Source organism: Mycoplasma feriruminatoris (assembly GCF_000327395.2).
In the GTDB taxonomy this organism is placed as follows: Bacteria; Bacillota_I; Bacilli_A; order Mycoplasmatales; family Mycoplasmataceae; genus Mycoplasma; species Mycoplasma feriruminatoris.
Map to the genome: position 1 here is coordinate 704247 of NZ_CP091032.1, position 17821 is coordinate 722067.

The window sequence follows — 17821 nt, forward strand, 5'->3', positions numbered from 1 at the left end:
ACCTTTCTATTAAACATTTTGATGTTTATTAATAAAAGTAATTATTTGATTTTCTAACTGTTCGTTGCTAAACATTTTATTTTTTAGATCATTTATATAGTTTAATTGTACAAAATAATCTTTTTTTAAAAATAGCTTTAATAGTTTATGTGCTGATTTTAAATATTCTTTTTCTTCTTGATAATTATTATCATTAACAATTAATAAAATGGGTCGGTTTTTTCTAATTAAATTAATGTTTTTATTTGCATTAAAATACATTGTTTTATAAATATCTAATAAGCTAATAATTTCAAATTTTTTAGAAATAAAATCATCTTCTAAAAGATCTAAATATCTATTTAATTTATCTAATAAAAACTGGTTATCTTCATTATTAAATTCTTTTAAAAACTCTTGTGTGTAAGTATCTTGATATAAACTTAATGGTTTTTTATTTTTAGAAAATAACTTAATAAAAATTAGTTTAATCATTTGTTTAATAAGTTCTATTTTATTAAATTGAATATGATTAGATAAAATTAATCCATTAATAGTTTCAGAGTATTTAATACTATAAGCTTTACTAAAAACACAACCTGTTGAATGAGAAAACATAAAAATAGGTAACTTATATTGTTTTTTTATAAAATGATTTACTTCTTTAAGATCTTCAATAATAATTTTTGAATTATAATTAAAAATTGGTTTTTGATTTCTAATTGATAAAGAGTTTTGAATTGAATTACAAACAACTATAATTTGATGACTATTTAATAACTTAAAAAAACTTGCATAAAAATCAATTACATTTAAATTACTACTTATTATATGTAAAACAGCTATAGGTTTTTTTACTTTATCAAAAACATAAGTTTTTACTTGATGATTATCAATTGTTTGAATATCAATTTGTTTCATTTTAAACCTCTTTAAAAACAAATTCAAAACTAGCGTTTTTTGCTAACATATCAGCTAGATCATTATATTTATTATTAGTGTGTGATTTTACTCATTTAAATTCAACATCAACTTGGTTTTTATATTTATTAAAAAATTCTTTATATTCTTTTGTAAAGTCTAAATTAGCTTTTCATTGATCTAAAGCTCATTTACTTACTCCTTGATAATCATGACAAATAATAACTTTTGAAATTTTATTAGCTATACAAAACTTTATTGTTTGTTTAACTGCAATAACTTCACCAGCTACATTTCTTAAACTTGCTAGATCAGGATTATTAAATCTTTGACTTATATGAAACTCTCTATTTTTAAAAAAAATAACAACACCATATGAAAAAGTATTATCTGAAACATTAAAACTTCCATCAGTATAAGCTATACAACTATTTTTATCATCACTAATATTTAATAAATCATTATTATCATTTAAAAAATCTTTAGCTTCTTTTAAAGTAGAAAATGATTTATAAACAGCATTAGAATAATTTTCAACTTGAGCTTTTGCTTCAGATCAAGTTTTATAAATACCTGGTTTTAAACCTTTTTTAACAGCATAATACTTTTTTATCATATTAACCTTTTCTAATAAGCTCTTGCAAATAATACTTGTAAACAAGTATCTTTTTTACAATTAAAACATTTTCCTTGTACTTGTTTTTGATCAAAAGGAATACATCTTGAATTAGTTGCAGTTTTTGTTTTAATATCTTCTTCACATTCAATTCTTCCACAAAACGGAACTAAAACAAATCCTTGGTTTTGTTTTAAAATTTCTATATATTCTTCAATACTATTAGCTTTAAAAGTTCTATTTTTTCTATTTTCTAAAGCATTATTATAAAGTGTTTGATCATATTCTTTAATCATTTGATCAACAACTTTTTTTACATCATTATAATTAATTTTAATTTTATTTTCTTGTTGATCTCTTCTTGAAATAGTGATTTGATTATTTTCTAAATCACGTGGTCCTATTTCAATTCTAATTGGTATACCTTTAATTTCAGCTTCACTAATTTTAAATCCAAAAGTTTTATCAGAATTATCTACATTTATTCTATAATCAGATAATTGATCTTTAATAACATCAACAACTTGATCAATTTGTTCAGTGTTTTTAATTTGAATAATTTGAATTTGAATTGGAGCAATTTTGCTTGGTAAAACTAACCCATTATCATCACTATGAGTCATAATAATTGCACCAATTAATCTTGTTGAAACCCCTCAACTTGTTGAATAAGCATGCTCTAATTTATTTTCTTTATTTTGGAATTTAATATCATAAACTTTAGTAAAATTATTACCAAAAAAATGAGATGTTCCACATTGTAAAGCTTGTCCATCAAACATTAAAGATTCAATAGTATAAGTATCTTGTGCTCCTGCAAATTTTTCTTTTTCAGTTTTTTTACCACAAATTACAGGTAATAATAAAACTTCTTTTGCAAACTTTTCATACACATTTAAAATCTTTAAACAAAAGTCTTCAGCTTCATTATAAGAACTATGAACTGTATGTCCTTCTTGTCATAAAAACTCACTAGTTCTTAAAAAAGGACGAGTGGTTTTTTCTCATCTCATTACATTACATCATTGGTTATAAATTAAAGGTAAATCACGATAAGAATTAACTTCATTACTAAAATAATCCATCATCAAAACTTCACTAGTTGGTCTTATAAATAAATTTTCTTCTAATTTTTTATCACCAACTTTTGTAACTGTTGCAATTTCTGGAGAAAATCCATCAATATGTTCTTTTTCTTTATTAAATAATGATTCAGGAATTAATAATGGAAAATAAACATTATCAACGTTTAGTTTTTTAAATTCTTCATCTAAATATTTTTGAATTAATTCTCAAATTCTATATCCATAAGGTCTAAAAATCATAGTACCTTTTACAGCACCATAACTAGCTAATTTTGTATTTATAACAATATCTGTATATCATTGTGAAAAGTCAATATTTCGTGGAGTTATTTTATCTAGTTGCTTTTTCATTATCGTTATTACTTTCTATTTGTTCAACTTTACTATCGTTTTTATAATATATTCTAATTGAATCGTTTAATAATGTTTTTCTAAGATATTCTTCTGCTTTTTTATATAATTCATAATCTCTAAACAAGATTCATTCAATACATTCTATTTGAATAGCTTCATTAATAAATACCATAGATAAAGATTTATCAAAAACTCAGTCTTTTTTAGTTCTTGTATATAAAGTATTTGGATTAATAGCTATTGTTAAAAATTCTTCACTTTTAACATCTGTATCTTTAATTCATTTTCAAAATTGTGCTCTTGATGAAGCATCAAATTCTAAACCAATTGAATAGTCTTTTTGTTGATATGATCAAACATAATATTTTTCATTTGCTTTTAATTTAATGTGTTTTGCTGGACAAATTCCATATTGTAAAATATTTAGTCAATTTTTTGAATTTGTATAAAATAAAAAATATTGAATGTCTTGTTTTTTTATAAGGTCTAAAACGTTTTTCTTTTCGTTTTCTTTAGTAATAAAAAAAGGATATAAAATATTTTCAAAATAATTTTGTTGAATTAAATCTTTATCAGATTTTCAAAACATTAATTTTGATCAAAAAGGTTTTTTTTCTTTTGATTTGTTATTAATATTTTTATCTACTTTTTTATTCATTACTACTCCAATTTATTATCTTTATATATTATATATTGTTTTAAATTGTTTAAATTAAAAGTTAAATCATCAAGTATTAAAACAAAAATAAAAAAGACTACCTAAGTAGTCTGTTAATTTCAAATGGCGGGTTAAGAGGGACTCGAACCCTCGCGCCGGAGACCGACCTAACACCTTAGCAGGGTGTCCTCTTCACCAACTTGAGTATTAACCCATAAGTAATACTTTTTAATTATACACAAAAATATAAATAAATTGAATTAGATTTACTAAACCAATAATTTTTTACAAATAAAAAAACTACTTATCAAATATAAATAGACAATAAAAGAAAATAGCTGTTTGATAAGTTAGTTTAATTAATGTTTATTTTTATATTAATATTTAGTATTACTTTGTTTTTAGTTTTTAGCAGCTCCAACTAGTAGTAAAATACCTGGAATTAATCCTGCTCAAAATAAAGCAAATATACCAGTTGCAATCACTAGTCCTTTATTATTTCTTAAACTTGGTACTAAACATAAAATTGAAAGAATAAAAGTAGCAATTGTTGCTGGAATTGTTAGATAGAATAAAAATCAAACATAAATAATTAAAATAGGAAATACTACAATAATTCCAATAATTGATAAAATAGCACCAACTAAAACTAATGTATTTGTTTTTTGGTTCATAATTTTCTCCTTTCTATTTGCTAGATATTTACAACCAAATATCTAAATTTATATTTCGATTATAAAAAAAAAAAAAAACTATACTTTGCGTGCACGTTGAAATTTTTTAAAAATTTGCTTATACAAAATTTTTTAAAAAATTAGATTACTTATTTAAAATTTTTTTCTATTTATTATATGAAAGTAAATTTGTTAAACTAGTAATCTTAGAAAGTAAAAGAATAAAATTAAGATAATAGAAGGGAGATATAATGGATAATATTTTTAAAAAAGATTACATTTTTTTAAATGTTGATCTTAAAACTAAGCAAGAAGTATTTGAATTTATTGGATCAAAAGCTAAAGAATTAGAAATAGTTACTAGCAAAAAAGCTTTAGTTGATGGTTTTAAATTACGTGAAAAAGAAGGCACAACTGGTTTTGAAGACGGATTTGCAATACCTCATCCAAAAGACGTTAAGCAAATTAAAAAAGCTGCTGTATTTGTTTTAAAATTCAAAAATCCTATCGAATGAAATTCATTAGATAATCAACCAATTCAAATTGCTATAGCTTTATTAACACCAAGTTCAACTGAACAAAATAATTCACATTTAACTTTATTAAGTAAAGTTGCTGTTAAATTAACTGATCAAGAATTTAAAATTAAATTAAAACAAGCAAAAACTGAAAAAGAAATACTAGATATTTTAAATTTTGAAAAACAATCTAATCAAATAAAACAAGAAACTATTGATAAACAAATTGATCAAGAATCTAATAATAAATTAAAAATAGTTGCCATTACTTCATGTACTGTAGGTATTGCTCATACTTATATGGCTGAAGAAAAATTACTACAAATTGCACCAAAATTAAACTATGAAATTAGAGTTGAAACTCAAGGTTCAAAAGGAATCGGAACTCCTTTAACTAGTAAAGAAATTAAAGAAGCAGATGTAGTTTTAATTGCAACTGATACAGCTGTTGATTTAACTAGATTTATTGGTAAGAAAATTTATAAAACTAAGGTATCTAATGCTATTAAAGATCCAGAAAAAACTATTAATGATGCATTAAAACTAGGTGTTATTCATAATTCTTCAAATCAAGAATTTGAAACAAAAAATGTTAAAAATCAAGATAAAGTTGGAGTATTACAACATATATTAGCTGGTATTTCATATATGGTTCCAATTATTATACTTGGTGGTATTTGTTTAGCTGTTTCACTAGGTTTAGCAAAAGCAATTTATGGAGCTGATGCCGCACCTAAAGGATTTTTAAAATATCTTGAAGCAATTGGTGGAGCTTCATTTACTTTAATGATTGCAATACTAGGAGGATTTATAGCAAATTCAATTGGTGGAAGAGCAGCTATTGCTCCTGCTATGGTTGGTTCATTTATTGGAAACGATCCAAAAAACTTTGCTAATTGAATTCCAGGACTAGGTCAAATTCAAACTCCAATGGGATTTATTGGAGCTATCATTGCAGGATTAGTTGTTGGTTATTTTGTAAGATGAGTTAATACTTGAAAAGTACCAAAAACTTTAGCTCCAGCTATGCCAATATTTTTCATTCCTTTAGTTGGTGGTATTGGAATTTCATTTATCTTTATTTTTGTACTGGGTGCTCCAATTGGATTTATAATGAATCATGTTTCAACATGAATTAAAAACGTTTATACTAGTCAAACTAGTATATGAATTGGATTAGCTTTAGGAATCATACTTGGAGCTATGGCTGGATTTGATATGGGAGGACCAATTAATAAAATTGCCTTTGTAACTTGTTCAGCATTAATTACTGAAAAAATTTATGAACCAATGGGAGCAATGGCTGCTGCTATTCCAGTTGCTCCATTAGGTATGGGATTAACAACTTTATTATTTAAAAAATTCTTTAATTCAACTGAAAGACAACTAGGAGTTGCTGCTCTGATTATGGGAAGTATTGGAATTTCAGAGGGTGCTATTCCATTTGCAATAAGAGATCCAAGACGTGCAATTTTATGTAATGTTTTAGGTTCAGCTGTTGCTGGTGGAGTTGCTGGAGCTTTAAAAGTTCAAGACTTTGCAGCTCATGGTGGACCTATTGTTTGAGTTTTAGGAGCTGTTCCTTATGGTATTCAATCATTTTATTTCTTTATAGCTGTTCTAATAGGAGTAATTGTTACAACTTTAGTTTATGGATTTTGAATGATTCAAGAAAGTGGGAAACTTGGTTCAGTTAGAGAAGCTTATGTTTGAAGTTTAATCGAAACTAAAAAAGCTAAAAATGAGTTTATATCTGATAAAAAACAAGAAATTAATATTATTAAAAACAATACTAAAAATAAAAATCTAACACAAGAACAATTAGATCAAATTCAAAATATTAATAATCAAATAACTACTTATATTAGTGAATACAAAAACAAATTAAAACAACTAAAAGAAAGTTATTTAAAACTAAATAAAGAAGAAAAAGTCTTTATGAATAATAAAAAATCAGAAATTAATAACTATAAAAAGCAAACTCATACTAAATATAGTCAACAAATTTCTGATTTAAAACAAAATACTAATTTAGAAGCAAAACAACTTCATAAAAATATTAAGGACTTAAAAACTAAAGAAAAACAAGATATTATCGATTATTCAAAAACACTAAGAAGTGAATTTAGTAATAAGTTTAAAATAATAAACAGTTTATAGAAAATAATGAGAAAAAGACTTTTATTTTGAAAGTCTTTTTTAGTTCTTAAAGTGAATTTAGGAAATTTCAAATGTTAGTCTCTTCTTTTTCATAATTAGTTACCACTTTATCATATTCATTAAATAAATCTTCATCTTCTGATTTAACTTTATCTTTTGATTGCAAATCAGATAAACTTGAATATTTTGCTATACTACTATATAAAGCTGTTACTCTTCTAATTAATGATGACAATTCACTCTGATCTCCAGAATTTAGTTTATTTAGTTTTTCTACATTAGAATAAAAGAACCCATAAAGTTTTTCACCATACTTTTTAATAGCATTGAAATTTGTATTTTTATCTCTTTTAGGTATGTATTTAACTTTTTCTTTTGTTTCTCCACCCAACATCATTTTTTCTTGGTTTTTTTGTTTTATCTGTCCGTGTTCACTTTTATTTTCACCATTTACTTTATTTCCATTTTTTGATTCATTAGATCCTTCAATTGTTTGATTTTCTATTTTTTTATTTTTTGTTATATTATCTTTATTATTTTTAGATTCAAGACTATTAGATTTTTCTGATCTACTATTCATTTGAATAGATGTTTTGCACGCAATTACTAAAAAACTAGTTGTAGTAATTAAACTAATAGAACCTATTATACTCATTATTTTTTTCATATAATATCCTTCTGTTGTTTTAGTTATTAAAAATAAATATTTTAGAATATATTAAGAATTTTAAAATAACTAATTCAATTTATTTATACTTTTTAAAAAGTTATGTTTTTACATAATTAAATAGATACTAGTTCACTTTTTTGCAGTTGATACAAAAAACTTCCTATAAATAGGGAGTTTCTAATTGCTATTAAATCTTTTATTATTACTTTAACAATTTTAAAATTTTATCCTTTGCTCTTTCATAATCATTGACTATTTTATCTCACTGTTGTTCTAATTTACTAATAAAATCAGAATCTAAAGTTCCTTTTTTTTCTTCTTTTAATTTAGCTTCAAATTCATTAAAGCTTGAAAATTGTTTTAATTGCCCATATGCCTTTAGTAACTCAGTAGCAGGAGCTAAAATATTAGCATTTTCTTCACTATCATTTTCTTGTAGTTTATCCATAGATGATTCCAAAATATTTGTTAATTCTTCTCCATATTTTTTAATTAATTCAATATTCTCTTCACTTTTTCTTTTTGCTTGTTTTTCATCTTGCCCAGGTTCATCACCTTGTGGTTGCTCATCTATTGAACTAGAAACATCGCTTTCATTGCTTTTGTTTCTTCCGTTATTTTCAACATTATCGCGCTCTAAAGAATTATCATTTTTAGATTCATCACTTTGCATTTTAGGTTCATGATTTTCCTTATATTTTGCGTTATCTTTATCATAATTTTGTGTTTCAGGTTGTTTTTCTTCTTTAGACTCTACTTCAGGTTGCTTTTCAGTATTAGACTTCTCTTCTTTAGGCTCTTCTAATTTCTGTTTTAATTCAATCGGCATTTTACATGCAACTACAGTAATCCCAGTTGTAGCAATTAATCCAATAGAACCTAGAATGGTTACTAACTTTTTCATTTTTCTCCTATTTTTTAATTTTTATAATCTAATGCAACAATGTTTGAAATTTTTCAATAAGAATTATTTTCATCATTTGTTAGTGTTACTTCAAAACGGTTTCCAACTTTTTTGCTAATCTCATTTTCTGAAGTTAAATTTCTAATTAGATGATATTTAATTTCTTTATCACTGCTTTTAATTAATTGAGTTTTTCAAGAATCTTTTTTATAATAAACTCCTGCTTTTTGATATTCTAAGTTTTTTAAAATAGATACTTGGTTTTGTAAAGTAAAGTTTATAATTGCAAAAATTGTAATTACTGCATCTCTATTTTCGTTAGCTAAATTATAATTTTCATCATTTATAGTTATTCCACCAACTAAAGTACCTAAAGCATATCCAATAGTATTTTTAATATATTGAACTTTATTTAAATCAATACCTAGTAATAAGTGTAATGGTGAATATGAAAAATCATTTTTAATTAGGTTTAGATCAATCTCTTTTTCAATACCATCACCAAGTTTTAAAACAACTGATTTTCAGTTATAAAATGAATCTTCAGGTCTATTTCTAGGATTTTCATCATTATTATGATTAAAAGAATCTAAATCATCATATAAAGCTTTTATTAGGTTTTTATTTTCTTCTTTTTTACCATTTGAATAAGTTATATCAACTTTAGAACTTAGTGCTTTTAAAAAGTATCCAATTGAATATAAATCAAAAGTTAATGATTTATTAGGATTATGTTTATTAAATTCATTAATATATTTACTAATAATTTGTAATAATTCTAAAATAGTTAAATTTTCTAAGTTTTCTATACCTAAGTGTTTTAAAACAACATCAGGAAGTTTGATTTTAAGATTTTTAATATCGTTAAGACTTTTAAATAATGAATCTTTAGAAATAATCTTTTCTGAATAATTAGCAAGTGCACTTTTTATTTGATCAACACTTCTTATTTTATTTTCTTTATCAAATCTAACTAATCTAATTACTGGAAGTAATAATTCATTATCATTTGCTTGATTATTTTTTGGAAATAAGAACTCAGCTAATCTAGTTGTAAACTCCTTCATAAAGTTGGTTTTACTAGTATCTTGTAAGTAAAGATTTGAAATTAAATCATAGTTTAGTTGAGTATTAACACTTTGATATTTTTTAGGTAAATATGTAGTTAATTTTTTAATGTAATCATCAAATTCTTTTAAAAAGTTTTTGGTGTTTTTAATAAAACCAAATTCTTTTAATAAATCTAAAATATTTTGTAAAGGTTTAACCCCATCTTCTACATTTTTAATAAATCTACCTAATCCAAAAGAATTTAATAAATTTTTTAAAGGATCTAATTGGTTTGGTAAATTGATAATTCCATATATACCTTTAATGTTTGCTATATGCTTTAAGAAAGTAACTCTTAAATCAATGTTTAACAATTTTTCATCACTAAAAATTTCATGACCAAATTTTATAAGTTTTGAAATTTCATCAAAATTATCTTTAAATCCAATCTTAGAATCTATATCTCTACGTAGAATATGTTTTAAAAAATTAAAGCTATCAGAACTAGTAGCAGAAATAGAATTTCCTATTTGCTTAAATAAATCAAAAATTCTTCCAACTAATCCATTTTTACCAAAAATATAAATGTTAGCATCTACATAATAAAAATTTGTAATTCATCCTGCTGTATAAATTTGTACATTTAATTTATTGTAGTCTTCAGTGTTGTGAATATAGCCAAAATGAACAGAGTTAGAAAATTTATTAACATTTTTATTCAGGAATGACTTAATGTAATTAGTTATTTTATTTCTTAATTCATACATATTATCTTTTATGTATGTTTCTAATCCTTCAATTGCTTCTCTAATTAATGTATTTGCTCTTAGAATCGTTCTTTGTAAAGCATTAATAATATCTAAAATAAGACTACTTGTTCCAATGTTATTTGGTAACGTTTTATGATCGAAATATACTTTTGTTTTATCTGCTCTTTTAAATAAGAAATCTAATAATCTAGTTGCATATTTTTGATTTTCTAAAACTTTAGTAAATCCATTAATTAATAAAGAAAAATCTAATTTATTATTAACTAAAGCACTAAATTTTTTATTTTCAATTTTTTGATTTAATAACTCACTTGGATCTTTTAGTTCTTCATTAACTACATAATACATTGCAAAATATAGTTCTGATTGAATATATCTAAATAAGTTATCAGCGATTTTTAAATAATCAAATTTAAATAACTCATCTTTTACTTTAGTAAAAATAGTTTTAAACTTATCTATTATTTCAATTTTAGAATCATTTTTAACTTTTTGTCATTCATCTAAAACTGTAGTTTTAACTTTTTGTATAAAAAATTCACTTACATCATTTGCAAAATGATCTTCATTATGATGACTATGATATTCACCAGTTAGACTACTTGATATCAAGTTAATGTTTTTATTAAAAGCTTGTTTAATTGTTAAATTTTTATAATAATCTTTTTCTACTTTTTTAGTTGAAAAAATCTTTGATAAAAGATTAATTAAAGATTGATTATTATTAATAAAATTAACAACACCTTTTAAAATATTATTATCTTTTATTTGCTTTAAGTTATTTTCATTTTTTAAAACTTGAGATTGAAATAAAGATAAACCTAAAGAAGCAAAACTTGGAGAAAATCCATTTAAAAAATCTTCTGAAGACTTAGTTAAAGCAGTAATTTTATCAATATTTTTTGGAACAAATTCTCCGTTTTTTAAATCAGTAATATCAACTAAATTCTTTTTATTATCTCTATATTGTAGTTTTAAATCTTTTTCAATAACATCAATTGATTTACCAAAATAAGTTCTATAAATATCTGAAATTTTGCTTTTTAAAGTTGTATTAGTTTTATCTGGTTTTCAAATAAAATCTTTTCCAAATTCTTGTTCTAAATATTGTTCACTTAATTTTTGATTAACATAATCTTCATTTAAATCTTCAACATTTTTTAAAATTTTACTTTTAGCTAAATAAGAACTAGCATCAATATAACTTTGAATTTTATTTAAATAATTTTGTTTTGAAGAATCAACATAAGACTTAACAAAAAATAAAAATCCGCTAATAAATGCAAAAACCACTATTAAACCAATTACTCACGGCTTTGCTTTTTTAACAGATTTTTTCATACAACCTCAATACAAAAAGTGCTTTTTGTTGATATTTTATTAATAAACATTTTTTTATCAATACTTGACTTTTAAATTATTTATATTTATACTTATTACCTTTTATTTTTTGTTTTTATTTTTAATTAAAAAAATCATTTTTGGTATTTTCATTTCTAAAAAATATCTATAAAATTTAGTCGATATAAATAAATTAGGTATGGAACAAATAGATGAGTAATTTATTTTTAATGCTTAAACAGGGTTTAAAATGAATCTTAAAATTTAAATTACAATTAATTATTATTATTTTTTTAACTTTTATAGCTTCAAGTATTTTAACAATTTCTTTTACAACTAATAAACGTTTAAAAACAACATATGACCAAATAGTTAACAATTCTAAAATTAAAAAATTTGATTCAACTTATCAAATTGTAGTTGGAAATAAAGCAAAACCTGAAAATGGTGATCCTTTATTTGTTCCAATTTTTGATTTTATAGATAAACAGTTTACTGGGTTTAATGATGATGGTTTTAATAACTTTAATTTGTATTTTAATAAGTTTTATGGTTCTGAAACTTTACTAACTAAAGTTATACAATCAGATGAATTTAAAAAAATCTGAACTGATAATAAAAACTTATTTTTAAAAGATCAAAAAGATGAAGAAGTTTCTAAAACTCAAGAAAACTTTGATTTTAATATTAATGACTTATTATTTAGTACAATGGTTGATTTATTAACTAAAAATGATAAAGCAATTAGTAATACAGTTATTAGTAAATATACTAAAACTAATCCTAATTGATACAAACACTTTTTAAAAGATAATAAACCTTATACTTGATTAGAATTTCTAAAAAATAAAGAACTAATTAATAAATTAGAAAAACAACATCCTGAAGAACTAAAAACATACTATTATTCTTATTATGCTTTTGAGTCTTTTTCTCAATATTTATTTAAAACAATTAGAACTTTTATAAGACACGAAAAGTGAGAAAAACACAAAGATAATATAGCTAAAATAGTTTATGAATTTTTATTTGGAATTAAATTTGAAGATACTTTAACTTATGATTTAAGAAATAATTATTTAACTTCAGATCAAAATAAATACACTACTCATTTTAATAAAACAGTTTCAAAAGCTGAGTTTGATAAAATGATATTTTTAAATCAAAATAAAGAAGATAGTTTTTATAACGATATTATTGAAAAAGGTTTTAAGGGAATTTTAAGACCTTTAATCGTTTATACAAATCAAGAAAATAACAATGTTAATATTGAAAAAGTACTTCAATATAGTGAAACAAATGAATTAAGAGGATTTTTATCAGGTTCTAATGTTTATACTCAAGATGTTGAAAAATTACCTGAAATTTTTAAAAACAATGAGTTTGTTGATTTATTAGTTTTAAATACAAATCCTTTTTTAAATATTTCAAATAAAGCTTCTGGTTTTTTTACTAATAATACTGATATTAGTAAATCTACAACTACAGATTTTATGATAACTGCTGCTTTTTTAACTCATCATAAATTAGTTGCTTCTGCTAATGGGTATGATTTATATATAAGACCTGAAGTTATTTTTAATGATCCAATTACTAAAAAAACTTTTAGAATAGTTAATATTTCAGATCAAAATCATACTAATTATTTAGTTTTAAATGGTAATAATTCAATAAATGCAAGTCAAGTTACTATTAGTAGACAATTTGCTAAAGCTAATAAAATTAAAATTGGATCAAGTCTTAATTTAGGTCAAGCTGTTGGTTTAGTAGTTTCAGGATATGCTGTTGATACTTATTCATTTTTCCCAACTTCAGATCCAAATGTACCTTTACCAAAATCTGATTCTGGTGGATTAATTTATGCTAATAATAAAACAATTAATCAAATAATTGGACAACAAACTGATCCAAGTAATAATGACCAAACTACAATTTATAACTTCTTTTTAATTAAAAAAGATAAGAATGCTAATTTAAATAACCTTTATTTAGATCACTTTTCAAAATCAAATAAAATTAGAGAAAACATTCAAGCTTATAATAATCAAAATAAAGCTAATACTTTTTATAAAACATTAAGTTTTAATGAATCTTGATATTCTTTAAACTGAACTTTATATCAAAAAATTACATTTTATTATTCACTAGCTACTTTTTTAACAGCTGGTTTAATTGCTATGATCTCAGCATTAGCTGTATTTGTTGGTGTAATTAAATCAATTCAATCAAATGCAAAACAAATCGGGATTTTAAAAGCTAATGGAGTGTTTAATAAAACTATTGCTATTTCATATATTTGATATGCAATAATTTTAGTTTTAATTCCAATTCCAATAGGTTGAATGTTTGGAACAATGCTTCAAGTACCTTTTGTAAATATTTTTAAAGATTATTTTAGTTTACAAGTTGAACAAATTGCTTTTGATTGAATTTCAATTTTAATTAGTATTTTTATATTTGGAATTTTAATTGGATTATTTTCATTTATTGTTGCTTTATTTAATATTAATAAACCAGTATTAGAAGTAATTAATCATACTAAAAAATGATCAAAACCTAAAGTTACTGACTGATTAAAAAAACATTTATTTAAAAAGATTAAGTTTAATACTTTATTAATGTTAAAACTAACTGAATCTGGTAAAAAACCGTTTAGTTTATTATTAGTTTTATTATTTATAGCTACTTTATTTGTTTCTATTGGAATTGCTATTCCTTCAATTGCTATTCATACTAAAAATACTTATTTTAAAAACATTAATTATAATAACGAGTATCAAATTTTTAATAATGTTACAAATACTCCACTAGGAAAAGACACAATCAATCTTTGAAATGGACATGAAAATTTAGATTCTACTTATAAAACCATAAAAACTAGTCATCAAGATATTAGTTATTATGATGATCCAAATAGTTATACTTTATCAGTTTCAAATTCTTCAATTCTACCAACTTTAATTTATAAAATAAATGATAATAAAGCTGAAATTCTAACTCCTTATAAGTCATTTGTTAAAAGTTATATAAATAGTGGAATTTCTGATTTATATACTAATTTATTAGATTGAACTGTTTATCAGTTAAGTATTGCAAATAGTAGAAGTATTTCAATTGGAACTATTGAACAATTATATGCTTATATTTTAAATGATGCAGATCTAAACAAACACTTTCAAACTGATAAAGCAAAACTTGATTTTTTAAATATTACAACTCAACCTTTAACTCAATTTGTTTCAAGAATTTTAGAAGTTGTTTTTGATAATAAAGTTCAAAAAAATACTCAATGAAAAGAAAAAATTTTAAATTTAGTTTTAGGTTATGCACCTTCATTTATTAAATCTTATCTAACAACTGATTCAAGAAAAACGCAACTAGCTTTTGGGTTTCAATCTCAAAATGTTATTAGTCAAAAAGACCAACTAGCAACTGTGTTTAGTCCTTATTCTAATAACAATAAAACTAATTATCAAATTTTAGGATTAGATAAAACTCAAAACACTTTTAAAATAGATGATAGTTTAAAAAACCAAGTGTTTTTATCAAATAGTGATATTCAAAATATTTATCAAATAATTAATTCACCATATACAAATAAAGGTTCTGATTTAAAGTCAAGTATAAATAATAAAACACTTTATAATAGAAAAACAAATACATTAATTATTCCAACTATTTTAAATCAAACATTAAATAATAATATAAAAAATAATTCAAATATTTTAAATAATATTAGTTCTTATAATTCTCAATTAATGTATAAAACTAAATCAAATGATTTTAAAGTTTTACCAAAACAAGCTTGATTATATGATGATACTGATTATTTACAAACTAAATATGTAACTAAACATTCTAATTGAATAGACAAACCAATAAGAAGTATTAATGATCAAAATAATTATTCTTCTTATAATTATGAAGTAGTTGAAAATAATAATACTAAACATTATTATTTAAATCCTTACAATTTAGATGTTAATAACTTTACTCAAAAACAAGTAATAGATTTATGATCTGATAAATTAGAAAATAGTAACGATTTAAGTATTGAAAAACAAGTTGATAATATTGTTGAAAATTCTCCAATATTTGGTGATTTTGTAATTAATAAAAATGGAGAAATTATTAAATCATTTTTAAGACCTTATTATCAATTAAGAAACTTAAAACTATTTATTCCAATTTCAAATGAAATTAGTTGAGAAGATTTTGCAAAATATGCTTTAGGTTGAGGAAATAACAAAGAACCAAATGATGATTGAAAAGATAATTTAGATAAAACTGATGAAAAAACTAGAGAATACATTCAACCAGCATTAAAAAAACTAAAAATAGAACAAGTTCCACTTTCAGTTAGAAATGCTTGAAACTCGGTTTTATCAGATCAAAATATTAAAGAATATTTAGAAATTAGACCATATGATTTTTCAATTGAACAAGAAAGAAGAATTGACAGACGTCATGTGTATTTCCAATTTACACCAGGTTATGAAAAAATTAAAGGTGTTATAAAATCATCACCAACAACAGCTTTAAATGATTTAATTTTAAATGGTAGTGCTTTATTTTATAGAAGAGCATTAGGTAAAAGACAAAATGTACCAGCTATTTTAAAATCAGAAAATAGTAAAGTTAGTTATGTTAATAAAGATTTAAAAATAAAACTAGAAAATATTGCAACTAGTGATATTTATGGAAAATCTTATGCAATTATTGATTCAGATATAGCTAATATGATTTATGGATATGATATTAGTAGATCAATAAATTATGATTACAAACCTTTTGATACTTCTAAAATTATTACTAAAAATCAATTATTTAACACTTATAACACTACAACTTGACAAAAACATAACACTATTGATCCTTGAAGAAATAGTTATTTAAAAACTAAAAATGTTTTTGATTATTCACCACATTATTATTACAATACGATTTTTTCAAACACTTCTGAACCTTTAACAATCACAAGTTCAGTTTCAATTATTCCTGAAAAAAGACTAGGTTTAGCAATTATTGATTTATTGAATTTAAGTGATTATAAAACAGCAATTTCTAATGTTAATTTTATAAATCAAACTAAACAATTAATTGATCAATTAACTAAAACTTCAATTTATATTGCAATTATTATAATTACAGCAATCAGTTTATCTGCTTCACTTTTAATTATGTTAATTACTGGTATTTATATAGGTCAGTATGAATCATTTATGATTATGTTAAGAAGTATGGGATATACTAATAGTCGAACTGTTTGATATGTTTTAGGAATTACTAAAATCTTTAATATTCTAGTAATACTATTAACAATATGTAGTATTTTTCTACCAATTATGCTTTTAAATAAACTTCTTGTAGTTAATAATATTTCTATACCAATATCAGTGCAATGGTGAGCTTTATTAATTTGTATAACTTTAGTTTTATTTTCATTTTTTGTTTCAATTTGAATTTCAACTAAAAAAGTTAGAAACACTAAATTAAGTGAAATTTTAAATAATTCAGAATAATAAAAACAAGATGAATTTCATCTTGTTTTTTTATATTAAATAAAACTTTTAATATATAAAGGATTTAATTGATTATCATCATTAATTTTAATAAAGTGATTTTTTAAATCTAAATAGTGTTTTATATAGTCAAATTCATATTCTTTTATTAAACTAAAATCTTGATATTGATTAATTAAATTATTAATTTGATCTTGATCAATTAAACTAATATCTACTAATTGTTTAGCATTATTATAAACACTTACATAATACTTATTACTTCTTGCATCAATACATGAAATTATTTTATTTAATCCAGCTTGATATAATAAAGAATTTATAATAAATACATCAAAATTATTATTTAGAACTTTTAAAGTTTTAACTATAGTTAATCCAACTCTAACTCCAGTATAACTACCAGGACCAATAGTTAAATAAAAAGCCTTAAGATCATTTATAGTTAAATTGTTTTTTTCTAAAAATTCTTTTAGTTTTAAAATAGCAATATCTGAAAGTTTTTTATTATTTAAAATAATTAAAGAATCAATAATTTGATTATTCTTTTCTAAAATATAAATTAGTTTTCAATTAGTAGTATCTATAAATAAGTTCAT

General features: G+C 22.4%; 11 protein-coding genes and 1 tRNA gene. 2 read left to right on the forward strand and 10 right to left on the reverse strand.

What is annotated here, in order from left to right:
- Positions 1-9: 9 nt before the first annotated feature.
- The 6 genes from D500_RS03080 to D500_RS03105 form a co-directional block, all read right to left on the reverse strand.
- Positions 10-900, reverse strand: a complete 891-nt coding sequence (locus tag D500_RS03080) for a serine aminopeptidase domain-containing protein (protein WP_008364470.1) — start codon at positions 898-900, stop codon at positions 10-12.
- Position 901: 1 nt separating this feature from the next.
- Positions 902-1516, reverse strand: coding sequence for a ribonuclease H1 domain-containing protein (locus tag D500_RS03085; RefSeq protein WP_008364469.1), 615 nt, complete (start codon positions 1514-1516; stop codon positions 902-904).
- An 11-nt stretch (positions 1517-1527) separates the two neighbouring features.
- On the reverse strand, positions 1528-2952 hold the full coding sequence (gene proS / locus D500_RS03090; RefSeq protein WP_008364468.1) for a proline--tRNA ligase: 1425 nt from the start codon (positions 2950-2952) through the stop codon (positions 1528-1530).
- Positions 2933-3613, reverse strand: coding sequence for a hypothetical protein (locus tag D500_RS03095; RefSeq protein ID WP_008364467.1), 681 nt, complete (start codon positions 3611-3613; stop codon positions 2933-2935). The genes proS and D500_RS03095 overlap by 20 nt, the downstream gene beginning before the upstream one ends.
- A gap of 124 nt (positions 3614-3737) precedes the next feature.
- A tRNA-Ser gene (locus D500_RS03100) sits at positions 3738-3827 on the reverse strand.
- A gap of 187 nt (positions 3828-4014) precedes the next feature.
- Positions 4015-4287, reverse strand: a complete 273-nt coding sequence (locus D500_RS03105) for a hypothetical protein (protein ID WP_008364466.1) — start codon at positions 4285-4287, stop codon at positions 4015-4017.
- A gap of 251 nt (positions 4288-4538) precedes the next feature.
- Between D500_RS03105 and D500_RS03110 the strand changes: the two genes are divergently transcribed.
- Positions 4539-6965 carry a PTS fructose transporter subunit IIABC gene (locus tag D500_RS03110; RefSeq protein WP_008364465.1) on the forward strand — a complete coding sequence of 809 codons (2427 nt, stop codon included), beginning with the start codon at positions 4539-4541 and terminating at the stop codon, positions 6963-6965.
- Between the two features lie 46 nt (positions 6966-7011).
- Here D500_RS03110 and D500_RS03115 read toward each other — a convergent pair whose 3' ends face one another.
- From D500_RS03115 to D500_RS03125, 3 genes are all read right to left on the reverse strand, one after another.
- Positions 7012-7632: a lipoprotein gene (locus tag D500_RS03115; protein WP_008364464.1), complete on the reverse strand. Its 621-nt coding sequence runs from the start codon at positions 7630-7632 to the stop codon at positions 7012-7014.
- Between the two features lie 205 nt (positions 7633-7837).
- Positions 7838-8539, reverse strand: a complete 702-nt coding sequence (locus tag D500_RS03120; protein WP_008364462.1) for a lipoprotein — start codon at positions 8537-8539, stop codon at positions 7838-7840.
- A 14-nt stretch (positions 8540-8553) separates the two neighbouring features.
- Positions 8554-11700 (reverse strand): STREFT protein, encoded by a 3147-nt coding sequence (locus D500_RS03125; RefSeq protein ID WP_008364461.1) that lies wholly within the window; start codon positions 11698-11700, stop codon positions 8554-8556.
- 212 nt (positions 11701-11912) lie between these two features.
- Between D500_RS03125 and D500_RS03130 the strand changes: the two genes are divergently transcribed.
- Complete coding sequence (locus D500_RS03130; protein ID WP_008364460.1) at positions 11913-17222, forward strand: ABC transporter permease; 5310 nt, start codon at positions 11913-11915, stop codon at positions 17220-17222.
- 35 nt (positions 17223-17257) lie between these two features.
- On the opposite strand, the gene tsaB is transcribed toward D500_RS03130, so the two are convergent.
- Positions 17258-17821, reverse strand: a complete 564-nt coding sequence (gene tsaB / locus D500_RS03135) for a tRNA (adenosine(37)-N6)-threonylcarbamoyltransferase complex dimerization subunit type 1 TsaB (protein WP_008364459.1) — start codon at positions 17819-17821, stop codon at positions 17258-17260.